21 protein-coding genes are annotated in these 18,648 nt (G+C 56.9%); 6 read left to right on the forward strand and 15 right to left on the reverse strand.

Annotated elements, in window-relative coordinates; translation table 11 throughout:
* Positions 1-130 precede the first annotated feature (130 nt).
* From SV253_05055 to SV253_05080, 6 genes are all read right to left on the reverse strand, one after another.
* Entirely contained in the window at positions 131-799 is a 669-nt protein-coding gene (locus SV253_05055) for an ArsR family transcriptional regulator (GenBank protein ID MDY6775430.1), read from the reverse strand.
* A gap of 110 nt (positions 800-909) precedes the next feature.
* A complete protein-coding gene (locus SV253_05060) occupies positions 910-1,293 on the reverse strand; it encodes a DUF5611 family protein (protein ID MDY6775431.1) in 384 nt (127 codons plus the stop codon).
* Positions 1,294-1,330: 37 nt separating this feature from the next.
* The gene (locus tag SV253_05065; GenBank protein MDY6775432.1) at positions 1,331-1,858 is read right to left on the reverse strand and encodes a hypothetical protein; all 528 of its coding nucleotides are present in this window, start codon (positions 1,856-1,858) and stop codon (positions 1,331-1,333) included.
* 24 nt (positions 1,859-1,882) lie between these two features.
* Positions 1,883-3,508 (reverse strand): flippase, encoded by a 1,626-nt coding sequence (locus SV253_05070; GenBank protein ID MDY6775433.1) that lies wholly within the window; start codon positions 3,506-3,508, stop codon positions 1,883-1,885.
* A 42-nt stretch (positions 3,509-3,550) separates the two neighbouring features.
* Positions 3,551-3,751, reverse strand: coding sequence for a cold shock domain-containing protein (locus tag SV253_05075; GenBank protein ID MDY6775434.1), 201 nt, complete (start codon positions 3,749-3,751; stop codon positions 3,551-3,553).
* A 67-nt stretch (positions 3,752-3,818) separates the two neighbouring features.
* The gene (locus SV253_05080) at positions 3,819-5,348 is read right to left on the reverse strand and encodes a hypothetical protein (GenBank protein ID MDY6775435.1); all 1,530 of its coding nucleotides are present in this window, start codon (positions 5,346-5,348) and stop codon (positions 3,819-3,821) included.
* 92 nt (positions 5,349-5,440) lie between these two features.
* Here SV253_05080 and SV253_05085 point away from each other — a divergent pair, with 92 nt between their 5' ends.
* Together SV253_05085 and SV253_05090 are read left to right on the forward strand one after the other, a co-directional pair.
* Positions 5,441-6,370 carry a GDP-mannose 4,6-dehydratase gene (locus SV253_05085; protein ID MDY6775436.1) on the forward strand — a complete coding sequence of 310 codons (930 nt, stop codon included), beginning with the start codon at positions 5,441-5,443 and terminating at the stop codon, positions 6,368-6,370.
* A 16-nt stretch (positions 6,371-6,386) separates the two neighbouring features.
* Complete coding sequence (locus SV253_05090; protein ID MDY6775437.1) at positions 6,387-6,839, forward strand: hypothetical protein; 453 nt, start codon at positions 6,387-6,389, stop codon at positions 6,837-6,839.
* On the opposite strand, the gene SV253_05095 is transcribed toward SV253_05090, so the two are convergent.
* On the reverse strand, positions 6,836-7,213 hold the full coding sequence (locus SV253_05095; protein MDY6775438.1) for a RidA family protein: 378 nt from the start codon (positions 7,211-7,213) through the stop codon (positions 6,836-6,838). The genes SV253_05090 and SV253_05095 overlap by 4 nt on opposite strands.
* A 36-nt stretch (positions 7,214-7,249) precedes the next feature.
* Positions 7,250-8,458 carry a threonine ammonia-lyase gene (ilvA, locus tag SV253_05100; protein MDY6775439.1) on the reverse strand — a complete coding sequence of 403 codons (1,209 nt, stop codon included), beginning with the start codon at positions 8,456-8,458 and terminating at the stop codon, positions 7,250-7,252.
* A gap of 84 nt (positions 8,459-8,542) precedes the next feature.
* Here ilvA and SV253_05105 point away from each other — a divergent pair, with 84 nt between their 5' ends.
* On the forward strand, positions 8,543-9,445 hold the full coding sequence (locus SV253_05105; GenBank protein MDY6775440.1) for an MBL fold metallo-hydrolase: 903 nt from the start codon (positions 8,543-8,545) through the stop codon (positions 9,443-9,445).
* Positions 9,446-9,466: 21 nt separating this feature from the next.
* Here SV253_05105 and SV253_05110 read toward each other — a convergent pair whose 3' ends face one another.
* The 5 genes from SV253_05110 to SV253_05130 all read right to left on the reverse strand — a co-directional run bounded on the left by SV253_05110 (position 9,467) and on the right by SV253_05130 (position 14,918).
* The gene (locus tag SV253_05110; protein MDY6775441.1) at positions 9,467-10,456 is read right to left on the reverse strand and encodes a hypothetical protein; all 990 of its coding nucleotides are present in this window, start codon (positions 10,454-10,456) and stop codon (positions 9,467-9,469) included.
* A 50-nt stretch (positions 10,457-10,506) separates the two neighbouring features.
* Entirely contained in the window at positions 10,507-11,277 is a 771-nt protein-coding gene (locus tag SV253_05115) for an SIMPL domain-containing protein (GenBank protein ID MDY6775442.1), read from the reverse strand.
* Between the two features lie 74 nt (positions 11,278-11,351).
* Entirely contained in the window at positions 11,352-12,806 is a 1,455-nt protein-coding gene (gene gatB / locus SV253_05120; GenBank protein ID MDY6775443.1) for an Asp-tRNA(Asn)/Glu-tRNA(Gln) amidotransferase subunit GatB, read from the reverse strand.
* 74 nt (positions 12,807-12,880) lie between these two features.
* Positions 12,881-14,482 (reverse strand): GTP-binding protein, encoded by a 1,602-nt coding sequence (locus SV253_05125; protein ID MDY6775444.1) that lies wholly within the window; start codon positions 14,480-14,482, stop codon positions 12,881-12,883.
* A 37-nt stretch (positions 14,483-14,519) separates the two neighbouring features.
* Positions 14,520-14,918 carry a type IV pilin N-terminal domain-containing protein gene (locus SV253_05130; GenBank protein ID MDY6775445.1) on the reverse strand — a complete coding sequence of 133 codons (399 nt, stop codon included), beginning with the start codon at positions 14,916-14,918 and terminating at the stop codon, positions 14,520-14,522.
* Positions 14,919-15,019: 101 nt separating this feature from the next.
* On the opposite strand from SV253_05130, the gene sucC reads away from it, so the two are divergent.
* Both sucC and sucD read left to right on the forward strand, forming a co-directional pair.
* Positions 15,020-16,165, forward strand: coding sequence for an ADP-forming succinate--CoA ligase subunit beta (gene sucC, locus SV253_05135; protein ID MDY6775446.1), 1,146 nt, complete (start codon positions 15,020-15,022; stop codon positions 16,163-16,165).
* Positions 16,165-17,031 carry a succinate--CoA ligase subunit alpha gene (sucD, locus tag SV253_05140; protein MDY6775447.1) on the forward strand — a complete coding sequence of 289 codons (867 nt, stop codon included), beginning with the start codon at positions 16,165-16,167 and terminating at the stop codon, positions 17,029-17,031. Before sucC ends, sucD begins: the two co-directional genes overlap by 1 nt.
* Positions 17,032-17,052: 21 nt before the next feature.
* On the opposite strand, the gene SV253_05145 is transcribed toward sucD, so the two are convergent.
* Complete coding sequence (locus SV253_05145; GenBank protein ID MDY6775448.1) at positions 17,053-17,445, reverse strand: type II toxin-antitoxin system VapC family toxin; 393 nt, start codon at positions 17,443-17,445, stop codon at positions 17,053-17,055.
* 1 nt (position 17,446) lies between these two features.
* Entirely contained in the window at positions 17,447-17,737 is a 291-nt protein-coding gene (locus SV253_05150) for an AbrB/MazE/SpoVT family DNA-binding domain-containing protein (GenBank protein MDY6775449.1), read from the reverse strand.
* 124 nt (positions 17,738-17,861) lie between these two features.
* On the opposite strand from SV253_05150, the gene SV253_05155 reads away from it, so the two are divergent.
* Positions 17,862-18,605 (forward strand): PHP domain-containing protein, encoded by a 744-nt coding sequence (locus SV253_05155; GenBank protein MDY6775450.1) that lies wholly within the window; start codon positions 17,862-17,864, stop codon positions 18,603-18,605.
* Positions 18,606-18,648 lie beyond the last annotated feature (43 nt).

Below are 18,648 nucleotides of genomic sequence, written 5' to 3' on the forward strand. Positions count from 1 at the left end.
GCATAGAACGGGAGTCCACGCGAAAGCCTCGGGGCTTGACCCCGAGGCGATTTACGACGCGTTCACAGAAAGGACACGCCTGAAGACGGTAGAGGACGACGTCTGAGTTAGTGGGTACAGACATCTGTTATCAGTCGTTCAGCTTCCATTTCACGTCCTCGCCATTTCTCTCTTTCGTCACGATACCCCTCTCCTCCAGGCTACGCAGACTCTCGCGGACTACGTCGGGTCTCAGACCCATCTCCCTCGACAGCCTCTCGGCGTCGGACGCTCCCGAGTCGACGAGTTCGTCGATGATCTCTATCTGGAGCTTGTTCTCTCCGGTTCCCTCTACCTTGTCCTCTATCTCCGACATTACCTCGGTTATCTTCGACTGTATGTACCTCTGTGCGAGCGAGAGCTCGTTCTCTATCTTCTCAAGACGTTCGAGCCTGTTGACGAGGTCGACGATGTCGCTCGTCTTCTCGCTCTCGTACGAGTAGTTTATCTTTATGTGCTCGTAGTTAGCCTTGAAGTTGGGGTTCGGGTACGCGCTCTTGACACCGAACGAGTAGGGAGATATGCTGACTTCGAGACGCAGGTTACGCGCTATGTAGAAGTACTTACGTCTCCTGTCGTCGACCTCGCTCTCTACGATCCCGGCGTCCTCAAGTATACTCAGGTGGTCGATGACCGCCTTCGGAGACACCCCGAGGTAGTCGCTTATCTCCGTGATATAGCACGGCTTGTAAGCCAGGAGGTCTATTATACGTCTCCTGTTCTCGTTCCCGAGTATCTTGAATAGCTGTGAAGACTCCATGCCCGACCCTCTTTTAGGATGAGTAAACTCTTACACAATATAAGTCTTCCCCCACGCACCTCGCTGGAAGACAGTCCGGTGTACCACACTATACTGTCCGATCTCTGTCTTTAAGCATCGACATCAGGAGACTCGTCCTCGACCGACCTCTTCATAGAGTCACGTCTCGCCTTCGCGTCACGTCCGGTGACCTCTTCGAGGAACTCATTCTTCTTCTCCATAGCCTCCGAGGCGAGGTCGAGACGTCCCTCCTCCTGGAGCGTCTGAACGTCCTTCTCCTGGAAGTCGACTGCGAGCTCGTCCTTCTTGCTAGAGTGCTCGATAACGCCGACACCGACATGGTCGAAGACTAAGACGTCGTCGACTATATACATCTCGACGCCGTCTATCTCGTCGCGTCTGTCGACCTCACCGAAGTACTCCTCGACCTTCACCTTCATGTCAGGGACTCTTTCCTTGAGGTACTCTCCCCTCCTCATCTTGTAAGTTCTCATGACACCAACTAAGCCGATAGGTAACAAATGCGTTTTGTTAGGATCTCTCGGTCTCCTCGAGGTACGACTTACCACACGCGGGACAGATGTCACCCTCACGGAGCGAGTTCTCGTGTACCGGCGACTCGAAGCCACACGAACAGACATAGACCGTCGTAGGTTTGGTTCCGGGTATCGCGGTTCCGTCGGTACTGCTTGAGAGGTCGCGGTCTTTGCTGTCATCGGACTCCAGGACTACGGCGTCGTCGTCCTCGTCTACCTCGCTCACCATACCCATCCCTCCGGCTCCAGTACTGTATGTCTCGTCGTTACTCTCCGTGTCTCCTTCGACGGCTTCCTCCGAGGCTTCCACGTCTCCGGAACCCTCGGCGTCCTCAGACTCCTCGGAGCCGTCGTCCTTAGCTCTGACCTCGGTGTTCTGGCTTACGACGCGTTCCTCGCCACACACCTCACAGACCTCGTACTCGACAGTCGAGACGGCAACCTCGTCGTCTCCCTCCTCACGTTCGGTTCGTGTCCGGGGCTCACCCCATCTGTGTCCTGTTACCGTGCATCTGAGACCCATCACGGATACCGAGGTAACCGTGCCCTAAAAGCTTAGGGTTAACAAAACATCGCGGTCGTCGTCTGAGACGTTCCGTGTCACGACGAAAGAAGCCAAGAAGACGACGACTACCGCCCCGAGTACGACGGGGAGATACATGGGGTCTATATCCATACCGTCTCCCGTCTCTATGAGCCGGTGTCCGACTAAGACAAGAGCCGTCGAGACTCCCATCGGAACCACGAGAGGCTTCTTGAACGAGTGGGCGTCTGTGAGGTAGTAAAGGACGACAACGCGTGCGACATTACGGATAACGAGTGCGGCGGCGGTCGCGACTGCCGCCCCCGTGAGACCGTAGACAGGTATTAGGTAGACGTTGAGTCCGAGGTTGACGAAGAACGCGCCTAAGTTCGCCCACATCACTACGCGCGTTTTTCCTATCGCGGTGAGTGTCGCTCCGTTGGGTCCCATAATGTTTCCGAGGAAGAAGGCGACCGAGAGTATCTGTAACGCGGTCGCCGCACGCGTGTACTCCGCGCCGAAGACTCCTCCGAGGACGGCTTCGGGGAAGAGGACGAAGACGACTATCAGGGGATACGTCGCCGACGCGAACCATTTCGTGAGGACGAAGTAGACACGTCTCATCGCGTCGTTCCTTCCTTCGGCGTGGAACTCCGAGACTAAGGGGGTGTACATGAAGATCATAGAGCCCCAGACTACGGGTACGACACGGACGAGAGGACGGACTGCGTCGTACATTCCGACGTCCTCGGCTGTCTCGAAGTAGCCTATCATGAGTATGTCCATCCACGTCATCACCTCCATGAGTATAGCCGAGAACATCAGAGGAACCGAGAAGACGACGAGCTTTCTCGGTGTCTCGAAGTCGCGGAGTCTCTCGCCGATCCGGTCGCTGAACCCTGCCGGGTTGTCTGTGACAGTGTAACCGAGGTAGAGCACAGCCGTAAGGAGGAGTGAGACGGGATAGGCACCGACGCCCGCGACATACGACAGACCTACTGCGGAGACACCGACGACGAGTATAGGAAAGCCGGCGTTCCGGAGTATCTCGTGGAAGACGACGCGTTCCCTCGTGCGTGAGAATCCCCTGAAGACCGCAGTTGAGACCCTTATCAGGGCGAAGAAGGGAACCCCGAGACAGACGACACCTACCGCGAGAGCGTGATCCGGGGAGCCGACGAGTGTCTCGGCGAGGAATCCCGACGACATGAAGAGGACGGCTCCGACGAGGCTGCCCGAGACTCCTGTGAGGAGAAGAGCCCAGAGTATTACTGTTCCCACCTCGCCTTCGCCTTCGCCTTCGCCTTCCTCTCCGTCGGAGTCAGCACCGTAGTAGGCTATCTGTCTCGTGACACCGTTCCGGAAGCCGAGCGAAGCGACTACACCGAAGACCGAGACTAGCGTGAATCCGACGGAGAAGACGCCGTACTCCGACGGTGTGAAGCTACGAGTGAAGACCGCCCTGCCGGCTACTCTGAGACCCACCCCGATGAGTGTGGCGACGACTACGACTGCGGCTCCCCTGACGACATGTCTGAGCGACTCGGTGACCACGTCAGTCCCACGGCTACTCGTGTTCGTGCTCGTACTGCCGGTGTCACCAGACCCGCGTCTCGTGTCACCGTCGCTACTCGTCGTTTCTTCCGACAAGATTCAGTCTGTGTTTCTGAGGATAGAAGACCGCTACTTACTTTACTTCCGTGTAAGGTTTACCGCTCGTGGACCTTTCTCGGCTTCCTCTATCTCGAACTCGACTTCCTCGCCTTCCTCTAGGTCGGGACCTCCGACGTCCTCCATGTGGAAGAAGACGTCCTCGCCTTCGTCAGTCGCGTCAGTCTCTATAAATCCGTAACCGCCAGTGTCGTTGAAGAAGTTAACCGTACCTTCTGCCATTGCATCTCGAACGTGGAGTCACGGGGACATAAGTCTTCCGTGGGTAGGAGTACCACACACGGTCGTGTCACGCGAAGTCATCGAGCCTCTTGCCCTCACGTCCGAGACGTATGTACTCCGACTGCATCCGTCTCACAGAGGCGTCGAGGCTCAGACCGTCTTTGAGCCCCTCTCTCACCTTCCGTTTCTTCCAGACGCTCGGTGTGAGACGTGTCTCCCATCTCCTCCTCAGGGGTTCGAGGTACTTCTCGGCTGTCGACTTCTCGACACCTTCCGAGGTGAGACCCCTCTCGGCGTACTCGAAGACCTCGTCGTAGATGACTTCCTTGTCGCGTGTCTCGTTGCCGTCCTCGTCTATCCATCCTATGTTGGCGTCGAGACCTTCGTCTACGACTGAGTAGAAGTCGTCCCTCGTCTTCTTCCAGTCCAGACGTGAGACGGGATGGTCTTCCCGTACGAGACCTATTATCAGACCCGATACGACTGCCTGTACTCCCACGATCTCCTCGACAGTCGGCTGTGTGGGAACCGGGCGGTACTCGATACGCACCGACTTCTCGTCGTTGTTCTCGTCGACCCGTTCCCCGCCTATCACGGCGCGGAGCCATCTCCAGTAGGTTCCGCGTCTGTAGTCGAACTCCCAGAACGAGTCGGTGTACTCTTCTTCGTCTTCCTCCTCGTTCTCCTCGAACCACTCCTTCAGAACCGGAGCGTAGAGACAGTCTTCGGTGACCCTGTCGACGACGTCGTCTGGTGTGTCTATGTCACGCGGAACCCTGACCTTCTTGTCGTCGTACTCGTCTCCGGGATTAACCGACTGTTCGAATATAGGAATCCTAAGCTCGTGAGGCGTCTCGTCGACGACTGACTCGGGGTCGTCGACGTCGTTGTAGAGGTCGGGAGGCAGGAAAGGCGAGTTCGTCGTGAGCGCGAGAACGGCGGGCATCGTCCGTATCGCAGTGTTGTAGTACGGCGCGAGTTCGTCGACATCGGGTATCTGGAGATGGGGCTGTAACGACGTCGCGAGCGACTCGTAGAGTATAGTCTCGAAGTCGTGGCTAGCCCCAGGGACGTCGAGTGACGCCTTCCCCGACTTAGCGAGGTAGTAGTTGTCTATGGCGTGGTAACGAGGGTCGACACGCATGTTTCTCGCGTAGACGTAGCTGCCTCTCTCGTCGACATCGTCGAGGTACTTCTTACTGCCTTCGTCTGGTGGAAGAGTCCAGACAGAATCGAGCACTATGTTGGTGTCGGAAGCCGTACGTGCCTCCTCTAAGACGTGTCTCACCTCGTCCTCCTGTCTCCTCAGACCCTCGTCGCTCAGGACAACGGGCGACGAGTTGATCTCGGCGTTGTGGAGTCCGAGCTCCTTAGATACCGACTCGACCTCGAAGACTTCGTCGGGGACTCTCACGAGACTTCCGTCGTCCTTGACCCCGTAGACCTCTATTTCGAGACCCACGGTGAAGTCAGAGCTGTCGAGACTTCCGGTCTGGATCTCGTCCTTGAGGAACTCCGCCTGAGACTCGACACGTCTCTCGAACTCCACGACGGTTGACTCGTCGAAAGACCTCCTTATTATCTCGTCGTCTTCCATTAAGACGAAATTAACCCACCGTGACTTTAGGATTCCGACTGGAAGAAAACGAGACGGAAGACTTTCATTCCGTGCGTGTCTACCCCGAACCGATGTCACCGTCTGATCTCGAAGGAAGGAAGGTACTCGTCACGGGTGGAGCCGGATTCATAGGCAGCAACCTGGCTAACTACCTCTCCGACTCAAACCAAGTCATAGCTCTCGACGACCTCTACCTCGGAACTCCCGAGAACCTCGACGACGAGGTCGAGTTCGTCGATAAGTCGGTGGTCGGCTCCGACGTTCCTGTCGACGACGTCGATGTCGTATTCCATCTCGCGGCTCTCTCGTCGCTCAACATGCACGAGGACGAACCCATGAACGGAGCCCGGGTCAACGTCGAGGGATTCGTCAACGTCGTAGAACAGGCTAGGAAGGCGGGTGTCGACGACGTCGTCTACGCGAGTACGAGCAGCATATACGGCTCGCGGACAGATCCGTCGAGCGAGGACGAGAGGGTCGAGGCGAGAACCAACTACGAGGCGTCTAAGTTAGCGCGTGAACGTTACGCCGAGTCGTACTCGAACCGTTACGGGATGTCGCTCGCTGGAATGCGTTTCTTCTCGGTCTACCAGGGATACGGCGGCGCGGAGTCACACAAGGACGAGTACGCCAACGTCATCGCACAGTTCGCCGACGATATAGCCCACGACGAGTCTCCGGTTCTTTACGGCGACGGGACACAGACACGTGACTTCACACATGTCAACGACGTCGTGAGAGCGTGTCAGCTCGCCGTCGGAGCCGACGACATATATAACGTCGGCACGGGCGAAGCCTACTCGTTCAACACGGTCGTCGATATGATAAACCAAGAGCTCGGGAAGGGGGTCGAGCCCGAGTACATAGAGAACCCGATCCCCGAGGACGTCTATGTCCACGACACGTGTGCCGACAACACCAAGATAGAGAAGGATCTCGGCTGGGAACCACGCATAGACTTCGACGAGGGAATCGAGAGGGTCTGTGAGGTATATAAGTGAAACTGAGGACAGTCCAATGACTCAGGAGTTCACTCAAGACGTTGACCCCGACGAGGTACTCGGTTTCTGGGACGAGAAGTTCGGCGTCACGAGAGAAGTCTTCGATGGATACGACCTCTACATGAAGGGAGAGTCGAAGGTCTGGATAACCTCAGCGGAGACTCTCGACGGTCTCGAGTACGAGTCGGTCGGACTTCCGTTTCTGCGCGTCAATCAGGAACATCCGAAGCCCACTACCGACGCGTTACAGGTCTTCGGAGAGTACGCCACCAAGAACACAGTCGATCTCGACGCCGACGACGCGAGACGGTTCGTCGAGGGCGAGACGGTCGAGAAGGAGTTCGACGTCGACAGCCTCGGCTACGTTATCGTGAAATACGACGACGAGGTACTCGGCTGTGGTCTCTACTTCCCCGGCGAACTCAGGAGCCAGATGCCGAAGGGGAGACGTGTGAGCCTGGCTATTTAGTCGAGTGCGGCGACCGCCTCTATCTCGACGTCGAAGCCCTTCGGAATACTACCCGCCTCGACCGCGCTTCTCGCGGGAGGCTCTTCGTCGAAGTAGCCCGAGTAGACGTCGTTCATCTCGCCGAAGTCGTCTATGTCGTCGAGAAACACCGTGACCTTGACGACGTCTTCGAGACCCGCCCCCGCTTCTTCGAGTACAGCCTGAATATTGTCGAGGCACTGCCGAGTCTGTTCTCCGACGTCGCCGTCGACGGCTTCACCCTCGGGTGTCAGGGGTATCTGTCCCGCGGTGAAGACAAATCCGTTCGCCACTGTCGCCTGTGAGTAGGCACCCACTGCCTCAGGCGCGTCGTCGGTAGAGACTATATCCTTCATGTCCCAGAGTAGACGAGGAAAGACAAGAATCTGTCGTCACGTCGTGACACTCACGTCGTAGCCCTTCTTCTCAAGTGTCCTTACTATCCTGTTGGCGTGTTGGGTGCTTCTCGTCTCTAGCTCGAACTCGACCTCCGCGGCGTTGAGTGCGACGTCCTTCGCCGTCCTGTCGTGGTGTATAGCGTATATGTTGGCGTTCATGTCGGAGATCAGGCTGGCTATGTCGACGAGTGCGCCCGGCTTGTCGTTCAGAACCGTTGTGAACTTGAGATACCGTCCCTCGTTGACGAGACCTCTGTTTATGACCTGTGACAACGTGTTGCCGTCTATGTTTCCGCCGCTGAGGACACAGACGACCTTCTCGTCACCGATCTCGACCTTGTGGCTCAGAGCCGCCGCGACGGTAGCCGCGCCCGCACCCTCGACTACGGTCTTGTCACGCTCCAGAAGAAGAAGTATCGCGTTGGCTATCTCGTCGTCGGAGACCGTCACGACCTCGTCGACGTTCTCCTGTATCACCTCGAAGGTCGACTCCGCAATCGACCTCGTGGCTATCCCGTCGGCTATAGTCGAGACTCCCTCTCTCTCGTATATCTCTCCCTTTTCGAGGCTCTGTGGCACACTCGCCGCTCCCTCCGCCTGAACCCCTATCACGCGCGTGTCGGGGCTCCTCGCCTTTACTGCGGTCGAGATTCCCGAGATAAGCCCACCGCCTCCTATCGAGACTATCACCGTGTCGACATCGGGGAGGTCTTCGAGTATTTCGAGTCCTATAGTTCCCTGCCCCGCCTGTATATACGGGTCGTCGAAGGGATGGACGAATGTTCCGCCGTCGTTCCTCTGTATCTCCCTCGCCTTCTCGTACGCCTCGGAGTAGTCGACCCCCGAGAGGACGACAGTTGCTCCGTACTCACGTGTCGCCTGTACCTTCGAGATAGGGGCGTCCTCGGGCATCACTATGGTCGACTCTATACCCGCCTCTGTCGCGGCGAGTGCGACGCCCTGTGCGTGGTTCCCCGCACTCGCGGCTATGACACCCTTAGCGCGTTCCTCTTCGCTGAGGTTCTGTATCCTGTTGTACGCGCCGCGTATCTTGAACGCGCCCGTCCTCTGGCGGTTCTCGTACTTGAAGTACACTTCGGAGTCGGTGATGTCGCTGAAGGTCCGAGATGAGTTTAGAGGAGTGTGGCGCGCGACCCCTTCGAGCTCTTCGCGCGCGTCTTCTATGTCGTCTATGTCTATCATACTTACTTGAGGCTCTGTAAGGCTTTTATTGGTGACGGTTGGGCTTCCGATACAGTAAAGTCGTCGTTTCGTGTTTCTTTAAACATGACAGTAGACTCTGTCTCCGGATGTGACGGTATCTATATAGTCGACTTCAAGATGCTCGGACACGACGACCACGGCGCAGTCTATATCGTCGACGACGAAGAGACTGCTATAGTCGACACCGGAATGTCGCCCGGGGTCGACCATATCTACGACGCACTCGACGAAGTCGGAATCGAGAGGAACGACGTAGACTACATCATACCGACACACGTCCATCTCGACCACGGCGGTGGCACGGGATTCCTCGCCGACGAGTGTGAGAACGCCGAGGTCGTCGCCCACGAGAACGCAGTACCCTACCTCTCCGACCCCGACAAGATAGAAAAGCTCGTCACGAGTGTCAAACGCGCCGTCGGGGATATGGCTGACGGCTACGGTACAGCGAAGCCAGTCGACAGGGACAGGATAAGATCCGTCGAAGACGGTGACGTGGTCGATCTCGGCGGACGCCAACTCGAAGTCCTGTATGCTCCGGGACACGCCCCACACCAGATCTGTCTCTTCGACACCCACGACGAAGCGATATTTACCGCCGACGAGGCGGGGATGAACATAGCCGGCGAGCTTAAGCCCACGACTCCGCCACCTAACTTCGACCTCGAAAAGAACTTGGAAAGCCTTGAGAGGTTCAAGGATCTAGATCCCGAGGTTCTCCTCTACGGACATTACGGCGCGAGACACGACGCAGTCGAGTCTTTAGAAGAGTACTCCGAGATTCTGAGAGACTGGGTCGACGAGGTCGAGGAAGTACGCGAGAACTACGAGACCGACGACGAGGTCGTCGACCATTTCGTCGAGTCCGACCATCTCTACTACGACGTCTGGGACGACGAGTCGGCGTCTGAGACGATAAGGATGGACGTCGAGGGGGTTCTTCTCTACCTAGACAGGCAGGACTGAACGACGACAGGGACGGCAGCCTCAGATTCTCTGCTGTAGCTCGGGGTCTACGTTCCCGTTTCCGAAGTCGTACTCGTCGTCTGTCTCCGACTCCTCCTTCGCTCTCTCGACGTACGGCTCGAATACCTTCTTGAAGCTGACTTCGAGGAACATTCTCTCGTCGGTGGGTCGCAGGACGTTGCCCGTCTCAGTCTCCTTGTGGACGACGTACTTGTGTACGTTGACCCTACCGGCGTGGCGGAGATCGTCCTTCTCGGAGGTGATCTCGAAGAGCATCCTCCCGTCTCCGTTGTACTTCATCTTGACGTCGACGTGTCCCGTGTAGATACGGATGGGCGTCGGAGGACGGTAACGTGAGAAGTACATCTCGTCACCGCGTTTTGTTCCGACCTCGCGGAAGCCGAGACCAGCGAGTGCCGAGTTACACAGTCTCTCGAAGTAGTCGGCTTCGGGGTTACCCGCACCCGCGGCGGAGGTCGGCGTCTCCGGGGCTGAGTCGGAAGCTGAGTCGGTGACTGAGACCGTCTCGGCATCTCCGGAGTCTGTCTCCATGTCCATATCCGGACTTGGTTCTGTCTGTGCTCCGCCCGACTCCTCCGTCTCAGAGCCGAAGCTGAAGTCGGGGTCATCTTCCTGACCCGTGTCGTCGTACTCCTGCTTTATCTCATCAAAGCTCTTGCCGGGCTGTGTAGCCTCCTCTATATCCTCATCCGGCTTAGAGACCGAGGAGTTGGAAGAGGTAGCCTCGCTCTCCATATCCGGCTCCGTGTCGTCTGACTCGTCGAACCCGAGGCTGTCCTCCGACTCCTCCAGACCCATTTCGTCCGACTCGTTGAATCCGAAGCCGTCGGAGTCCGAACCGTCTAAACCCATCCCGTCGCCGGTCTCTCCTGTGGCTTCGTCAGCTTCCGCGGCTTCGGCTTCGTCGGAGTCCTCCGACTCCCAGTCGTCCTCCCACTCACCCCCGTTCTCCTCGTACTCCTCTTTTAGCTCCTTGAAGCTCTTGTCCATCTTGTCTCGGTCTCTCTACGGCTCTTCCTAAATTAACTTTTGGGGCTACGTCATCCTGTGGCGTTGTAGACGACGTTGACGTTCGCGGTTACAGTCACGGGACCCGACTCTAACGTAGTGCTCGCACCTCCTGCGTCGCCGCCTGCCTGTAACATCATGCTTTCCCTAGGGACGAACCTCGACTCCGAGGTTCTCACTGAATGTACGCCTGTGACTGTAATACCGCCCGCGTCTGCTAACGTCTCAGCCTGTGACTGCGCGTTCTCCATTGCTTCTGTCAGAGCCTCGTTCCTCACAGTTCTCCTCGTCGAGTCCGACAGCGTGTACCTCGCGCCGTCGATGTTGGTCGCGCCGTTGTCGATGGCTGTGTCTATGACTTTTCCGACTCTACTCAGGTTAGTGAGCTCTATCTCGAACCCGTGTCTCGCGTAGTACTCCGTCTCGGGCTCGTCAGTCTTCTTCCGAGGTTGGACTACGCGCGGTGTTCTCTCGTCTATCCTGTAGTCAGTCGTACGTATCTGGTCGTCGTCTATACCAATCTGTCTCAGAGCCTGCCTCATATTCGTGACGTTCTCGGCGAGTCTGTCGCGTGCAGTCTGTGAGTCGTCCGCCCTGGCGACAGATGAGACTCTAACTACCGCCTTGTCGGGCTGTGCCTCGACCTCACCCGTTGCCGAGACTGAGACTGTCTTTCCCGAACTGGGCTGTGTCTGTGCGCTCGCAGTCGTCGAACTCTGACTCACCATGAGTGCTCCCGAGACGAGGAGAGCACTCACCAACACAACACCCGCTAAGTACCTGTAGCTTCGTGACTGTGACATACAGATCTACATCACGCCATGAACCTATATACCTGACCTAGGCTAAAACAGACATTTGACTCTTCTACTCCACTCTACTCGGCTTCGGCGATACTGTCGAGTCTCTCCCTGAGCATCTGGTTGACTGTACCGGGGTCGGCACTCCCACCCGTCTTCTGCATCACCTGTCCGACGAGGAAGTTGAGGGCGTCTTCCTCGCCGCTGAGGTAGTCGTCGACTGCGTCGGGGTTGTCGTCTATCGCCTCCTCGACCGCCTCGACAGTGACGTCCTCGCCCGCCTTCTTCATATCCCTCTCCTCGACTATCTCGACGGGAGCGCGTCCCTCGTCGAGTGCGTCACGCAGAGCCTCGACGGCGTTCCTGTCCGTAATTTCGTCCTCGTCGATCATCTTGACGAGATTCACAAACTCTGAGACGTCGACCTCGTCTACTGTCATGTCCCTGTAGTTAAGCTCACCCAGGAGTTCGTCGGCGACCCAGGTCGAGGCGACGCCGTAGCTGACCTCCTCGTCCTTGGCGACAGTCTCGTAGAAGTCGGCGACCGCCTTCTTCGACGTGAGCTTCTCGGCGACCTCGTCGGAGACGCCGTACTCGTCTATGAATCTCTCACGGCGGGCGTCGGGAAGCTCAGGTATGCCGATCTCGCCCTTGAACTTCTCGACGCGCACGACTGGAATGTCAGCCTCCTCGAAGTAACGGTAGTCGTGTTCCTCCGCCTTCTCCCTCAGAGTAACTGTGATTCCTCTGTCGTCGTCGTAATGGCGCGTCTCCTGTCTGATCTCGGCACCCCTCTTTATCTGGTTCTTCTGACGCGTGATCTCGTATGCGAGAGCCTTCTCGACCCCTTTCGTCGATCCTATGTTCTTTATCTCTGTCCTGTTCCCGCCCTCGCCGTCGACCTCTATCGAGACGTTGGCGTCGACCCTTATCGTACCTCCCTCTTCGGTGTCGAAGACATCGAGGTACTCCAGTATCTCACGTAGCTTGTCTACGAAGCCTCTCGCCTCCTCGGGGGTTTCGAGGTCGGGCTCAGTGACTATCTCCATCAGGGGAGTACCCGACCTGTTGTAGTCGACGAGTGTGTGGCTCGCTGTCTCTATCGAGCCTCCCTTGTGGACGAGAGAGCCGGGGTCTTCCTCCATATGGGCGCGGCGTATACGTACCTCTTTCTCGTCGTCTCCGACCCTCAGACCGACGGAGCCGTCCTGGTTTATCGGAGCGTCGTACTGTGTGATCTGGAAGTTCTTCGGGAGGTCGGGGTAGAAGTAGTTCTTCCTGTGGAAACGCGTCTCGTCGGCTATCTCGCAGTCGAGTGCCTTTCCGACCATGACGGCGTACTCGACAGCCTTCTGGTTGACGACGGGAAGTGATCCGGGGAGTCCGAGACAGACGGGACACGTATGTGTGTTCGGCTCGGCGTTCTCGTAGTCGGTCGAACAGCCGCAGAACATCTTCGTCTGGGTGTCGAGCTGAACGTGAATTTCGAGTCCTATCGTGACGTCGAGACTCTCCCCGGGTTTAGCGCTCATCGGGTCAAGATTGACCAGATACGTATAAAAGACTGTTGCTACTCCTACTCTCGTCGAGCGACGTGCTTCTAATCCTAATCCTCATCCTCGCCAGTGCCCACCCTCGTGACCGTGCCCACACCCTTGCTCTTGCCCTCACGGAAGACGAACTTCTGCCCTTCTTTCACCATGTAGGGTCGGAACTTGAACCTCAGCTTAGCCTTTCCTTCTTGACCAGGGAGGAGATGTCCGCCCTCGGGCTCGAAGACGGCGGCTTCGGAGACTGTTTCGAGATGTACGACGGGCTCGTACCCCTCCCTTATACGTGTGGGATGGTTGAGTACCATGACCTCCGCCTCGAACTCACGTACGCTCTCGGCGTCGGGGTCGGATGTCAGAGCCATTCCGCGGCTTATCTCGACCTCGTCGACCTTCTTGCCCTTGAGAGCCACGCCGACTATGTTTCCGGGCTTCGCCTTCTCAACTCGGTGGTAATGCATCTCTATGCTCCTGACCTCAGCGCGCCGGAAGTCGCCGTCGGATGTGGGTCCGAGATATACTTCATCGCCGACCTCGACCTCGCCCTGCTTGACAGTACCGCTCGCCACGGTTCCGACCCCTGTGACCTCGTAAGTTCTGTCTATGTACATCTCGAACTCCTCGTCGCTCTCGATCTCGCCGTGTGTCTTCGGAAGCTCCCTGAATATCTCATCGAGAGTGTCGAGACCCTCCATCGTCACCGCACTCGTCCTCAGTATCGGGACTATGACACCGCGTGGCAGACGGTCTACGGCGGTCTCAACGCCCCTGTCCTCGACGCTGTGGGGGATCTTTCCGACGTTCTTGAGGAGTTCGGCGACCTCCTCCTCAACCTCTTCGAGCCTCTCGTCTGAGACGAGGTCTGACTTCGTGACTGCGACTATTGTCGGAAGGTCGGCGGCGAGAAGAATCCCGAGGTGCTCACGTGTTATATGTGTGGGACCGTCGTCTGCGGCGACTGTGACGAGTCCGTAGTCGAGCTTCTGACCCATTATGCCTCTTATAGTCGTCTTGAGCCACGGCTCGTGTCCGACTGTGTCGACGAAGCTCACGAGCTTCTCGGAGTTCTCGACGACGCTAGACCTCTCGCGTTTCGAGAGCGGGTTGTTCATCCTCACAGGCTCCTCTGACCCCGACTCGAAGCCGTAGACTCCGTAGCTCAGATCCGCCGAGAGACCCCTGTCCATCTCGTGAGGCTGGACGTCGAGGTAGACACGTGTGCTCCCGTCTCCGTCGTCGGGTGTTCCCGTCACTAAGCTCCCGACGAGTGTCGACTTGCCGTGGTCTACGTGTCCCGCGGTTCCGACGACCAAGTGGTCTTTGTCCTCGTATGCGTTCGTGATACTAACGACGGCGACCTCCCCGGTTCCTACGTCGTGAGTCTCGACTTCACGTAGGGCTGCGTCCGCCTCTCCGGCTATCACAGACAGAACACTTATGCTCTCGTCGAGCTCTTCGTCGCTGATTCCTTCGAGACCTCCGTCGTCGGTAACACCCACGACGTAAGTAGCCGATCCTCCCCCCGTGAGGATACGGTGTTTCATCTGTGCAGCAAGAGATTCGAGACGCCCGGATTCGAGGTGAGTCTGTCTTTCGAGCCTTTCCTTGAACTCTATGTTCTCACGCTCGCCGTCCTCGACGAGCCGGGCTAACTCCATACACTACGTTTGTGTGGTGGTAACAAAAGTCTTCCCCCTAGCCGACCTCGTAACTCCTTATCGTGCTGTTCGACCCGTCGTACTCGCCGACTACTGTGACTGTGGTTCTCGAGTCTGGCTTTAGGTTTATCGTATCGCCGATGTCGCTACTCCCGACCGGAGCCCACGTACTGTCTATCTTCGACGTGCCACTTTTAGTGTATCTCACGTATATGCTGTCTGCCCTCGGTGCCGTGATAAGTCTGATATTGACGCTGCCTCCCCTCTCTTCTATAGAGACTCCCGCTTGGGCGTTCTGGTTGATCTCCTCGCCACCTACTTGTATAAACGTGACACCTACAGCAGCGGCTATTATTACTGTTATCGCAACCATGAGCACCACGCCTATGACGGGTGAGACACCTCTGTCTTGCTTCAGTCTGCGCCTCCGTATCATTCCCCAAACTTACACAGTAATTATGCATAAATCTGTCTCACCCACAGACGCACCGAGACACTTCGGCATATTTATGGGTTCAGCCCCTCCTCTCAGAACTAATGAGGCTACACGAATATCAGGCTAAGGAGATCTTCGCCGACGCGGGGATTCCGACGCCCGAAGGCGTCGTCGTCTCGACGCCCGAGGACGCGCGAGAAGCCGCCGACGAGATAGGAGGAACCGTCGCGGTCAAGGCACAGGTTCACGTAGGAGGACGTGGAAAGGCGGGCGGAATAAAGATAGCTTCGTCACCCGACGAGGCTGAGGAAGCCGCCGACGAGATAATCGGGATGGATCTCAAGGGTCACACCGTCGAGGAGGTTCTCATCGAGGAAGGAGTCGACATCGAAGAGGAGTTCTACGTCGGGATCACGATGGATCGCGGAGAGGGTCAGGGTGTCGCTATGGTCTCGTCAAAGGGCGGTGTCAACATAGAGGAGGTCGCCGAGGAGGAGCCCGAGGCGATAGCACAGAACCACATCGATCCTGCCTACGGATTACAGGGATTCGAGGCTCGTGAGTGCGTCTACAACACCGACATACCCGACGAGGCGACGAGAGGCGTCTCGGCTGTACTCTCGACACTCTACGAGATATGGGACGAGAACGACGCAGAGGACGCCGAGATAAACCCCCTGATGCTCACGGGAGACGGCGACCTGATCGCAGCCGACGCAGTCCTCAACATAGACGGATCGTCTCTCTACAGACACGAGGATCTCGCCGAGCTCGAAGAGGAGTCCTTCGACGACGAGTTCGAGGCTAAGGCGAGCGAAGAGGGGTTCGACTACGTCCGTCTCGACGGAAACGTCGGAATAATAGGAAACGGAGCGGGTCTCGTGATGACGACTCTCGACCTCGTAGACCACTTCGGAGGCAAGCCCGCCAACTTCCTCGACATAGGAGGAGGAGCGCGCGCGGATCGCGTCCAGTCGGCACTCGAACTCGTCTTCGACGACGAGAACGTCGACGCAGTCCTCTTCAACATCTTCGGAGGAATCACGAGATGTGACGAGGTCGCACAGGGAATAAACGAGGCTCTCGAAAGCTTCGACGAGCTTCCGAAGCCACTCGTCGTACGTCTCACGGGTACAAACGAGACCGAGGGAAGAGAGATACTCACCGAGAGGGTCGAGACACGTGAGGAGCTTGAGGACGCCGTAAAGACAGCAGTTGAACTCGCCGAAACAGGAGGTGACCAGTAATGAGCGCACTAGTCGACGAAGACACGCGTGTGATAGTACAGGGAATAACCGGAAGCGAAGGTAAGTTCCACGCCGAACAGATGATGGAGTACGGCACCAACGTAGTCGCTGGTGTCACTCCCGGAAAGGGCGGACAGGAGGAGCTCGGGGTTCCCGTCTACGACACTGTCAAGGAAGCCGCCGAGGAGGAGGACGCCAACACCTCGATAATCTTCGTGCCTCCCGCCTTCGCCGGAGACGCTGTGATGGAGAGTCTCGACGCTGACCTCGACCTTTCGATAGCGATAACCGAGGGAATACCCGTCCACGACATGGTACGTGTCAACCGCCGTCTCCAGGAGGTCGACACACATCTCGTCGGACCCAACTGCCCCGGAGTCATAACCCCTGGTGAGTCGAAGGTCGGAATAATGCCCGGCAACATATTCGAGAGCGGCAAGGTGGGTCTCGTCTCGCGCTCGGGTACACTGACCTACCAGATAGTCGACTCCCTCACGAGGAGAGGAATAGGACAGAGCACCGCTATAGGAATAGGCGGAGATCCTATAATAGGGACGTCTTTCACCGACGCTCTCCAGCATTTCGAGAACGACGACGAGACAGAGGCTGTCGCTCTCGTGGGTGAGATAGGAGGCTCCGACGAGGAGGAAGCCGCCGAGTGGGTCGCAGAAAACATGTCGAAGCCCGTCGCGGGATTCATAGCAGGAAGGACAGCACCTCCCGGTAAGCAGATGGGACACGCAGGAGCCATAGTCAGCGGAAGCTCCGGAACTGCCGAGTCGAAGATCGCTGCGTTCGAGGAAGCAGGCATAGAGGTCGCCGACACTCCCGACGAGGTCGCCGACGCCATCGAAGAGATGCTGTAACGTAGGAAACTTACTTCTATCTCACTCTGAGCCGGATTCAGTCTCTGACTCAAGAGGTATCCTTTCTGTTCCCTCCACTCTGTTGTACTCCTTGTCCGACGAGACTATACTGTCTTCTCGGGCGTATGCCGCGTGGTAGGCGTCGAAGGCGGTCAGACCGTACTTCTCCATGAAGTCCGCCGCCCGAAATAGTACGTCTTCTTCCTCCGGCACCGAGGCAATTTCGAGTGCGTGTGCGAGTGCTTCCATACGGTCGAACTCGAAACGGTTCGATATCACTAGTAACTCAAGTAGAGTCATCCGCGACGTGTAGATTTCGCCCGCGTTTTCCTCGACGATCTCAGAAGCTCTCTTCTGTAACCAGTCGTCTTCCTTTACGAGCGCGATGAAGAAGTCGGTGTCAGCGTATATCATCTTATTGTACAGTATCCTCTTCGGGTTCGGGTTCAACGCCGTCAGAAACAGTCTCCGAGGCAATCTCTTCACGGACTTTGTCGCGGGCTTCGCGCTTTATCTCGTCAGTACTTTTCCCCTTGAAGGCGTCTCCAACTGCATCACGAAGACCTTCAGTGGGATCGTCACTTAGAGGTATGAGCTCTATCCTGTCACGGAGTTCGACAACTCGGTATCTATCCCCGAACTTTTCCCTCATCTCCTGGGGAATCACTATCCTCCCCCTGTTGTCAGCAGTCGTTGTCTTGGTCATTTTCCCACTATTCGTTACTTGATGGGAATAGATAAATACTTTCCCCAGATGTCTATGTCCATTTCGCGACTCCCCTCGACCCGACTCACTACCTTTTTGGTGGTCGAGACTGGTATTCTAAGTAATGCCGTTGGGAGACGCCCCCCAGACTTCCTACGACGACTCGGGTCTCCGTCTCAAGGTCGATCTTCACGTCCACTCCGACGCGTCACACGACGGACGCTCTTCAGTGGAGTCGATACTCGAACGCGCGAGTGAGATAGGACTCGACGCTATAGCTATTACCGACCACGACAGCATCACCGAGTCTCTCCATGCTCACGAAATTGCCTCGGAGTACGACATCATAAGTATACCCGGTGTCGAGATATCGACCTCCGACGGACATCTCCTCGCCCTCGGTATCGACGACCTTCCCGAGATAGGAATGCCTATAGACGAGACTGTCGAGAAGGTACGTGACCTCGGTGGACTCGCAGTCGTTCCCCATCCCTTCCAGAGGACGAGACACGGGGCGGGGAAGGTCGATGACTGTGACGCTATAGAGGTCTACAACTCACGTCTTCTCACCGGAAGGTCGAACAGGAAGGCGAAGAAGTACGCCGAGAAGAAGGGCTTTACACAGGTCGGCGGGAGCGACGCACACACAGTCAGCATGGTAGGACGGACATACACAGAGATAATCACTACGATAGACTCTAAGATAGAGACGAGCGAGAAGGTTCTCGAGTCTCTCAGACAGGGAATATCCACCACGAGCGTACACGGGAGACGTACTCCTATTCATCTGAGCGCGAGACAGATAGCTAAGGGTGGGAGTAAGAAGGCGGCGAAGTCGCTAAAGTCGGCTATGTTCGGTCTTCTGTAGTCTTCTTACCCTCGACTGACCCCGTAGTTGTTACTGTCAATTC

Origin of the sequence: Candidatus Afararchaeum irisae (genome assembly GCA_034190545.1) — an archaeon.
Lineage (GTDB): Archaea > Halobacteriota > Halobacteria > Halobacteriales > Afararchaeaceae > Afararchaeum > Afararchaeum irisae.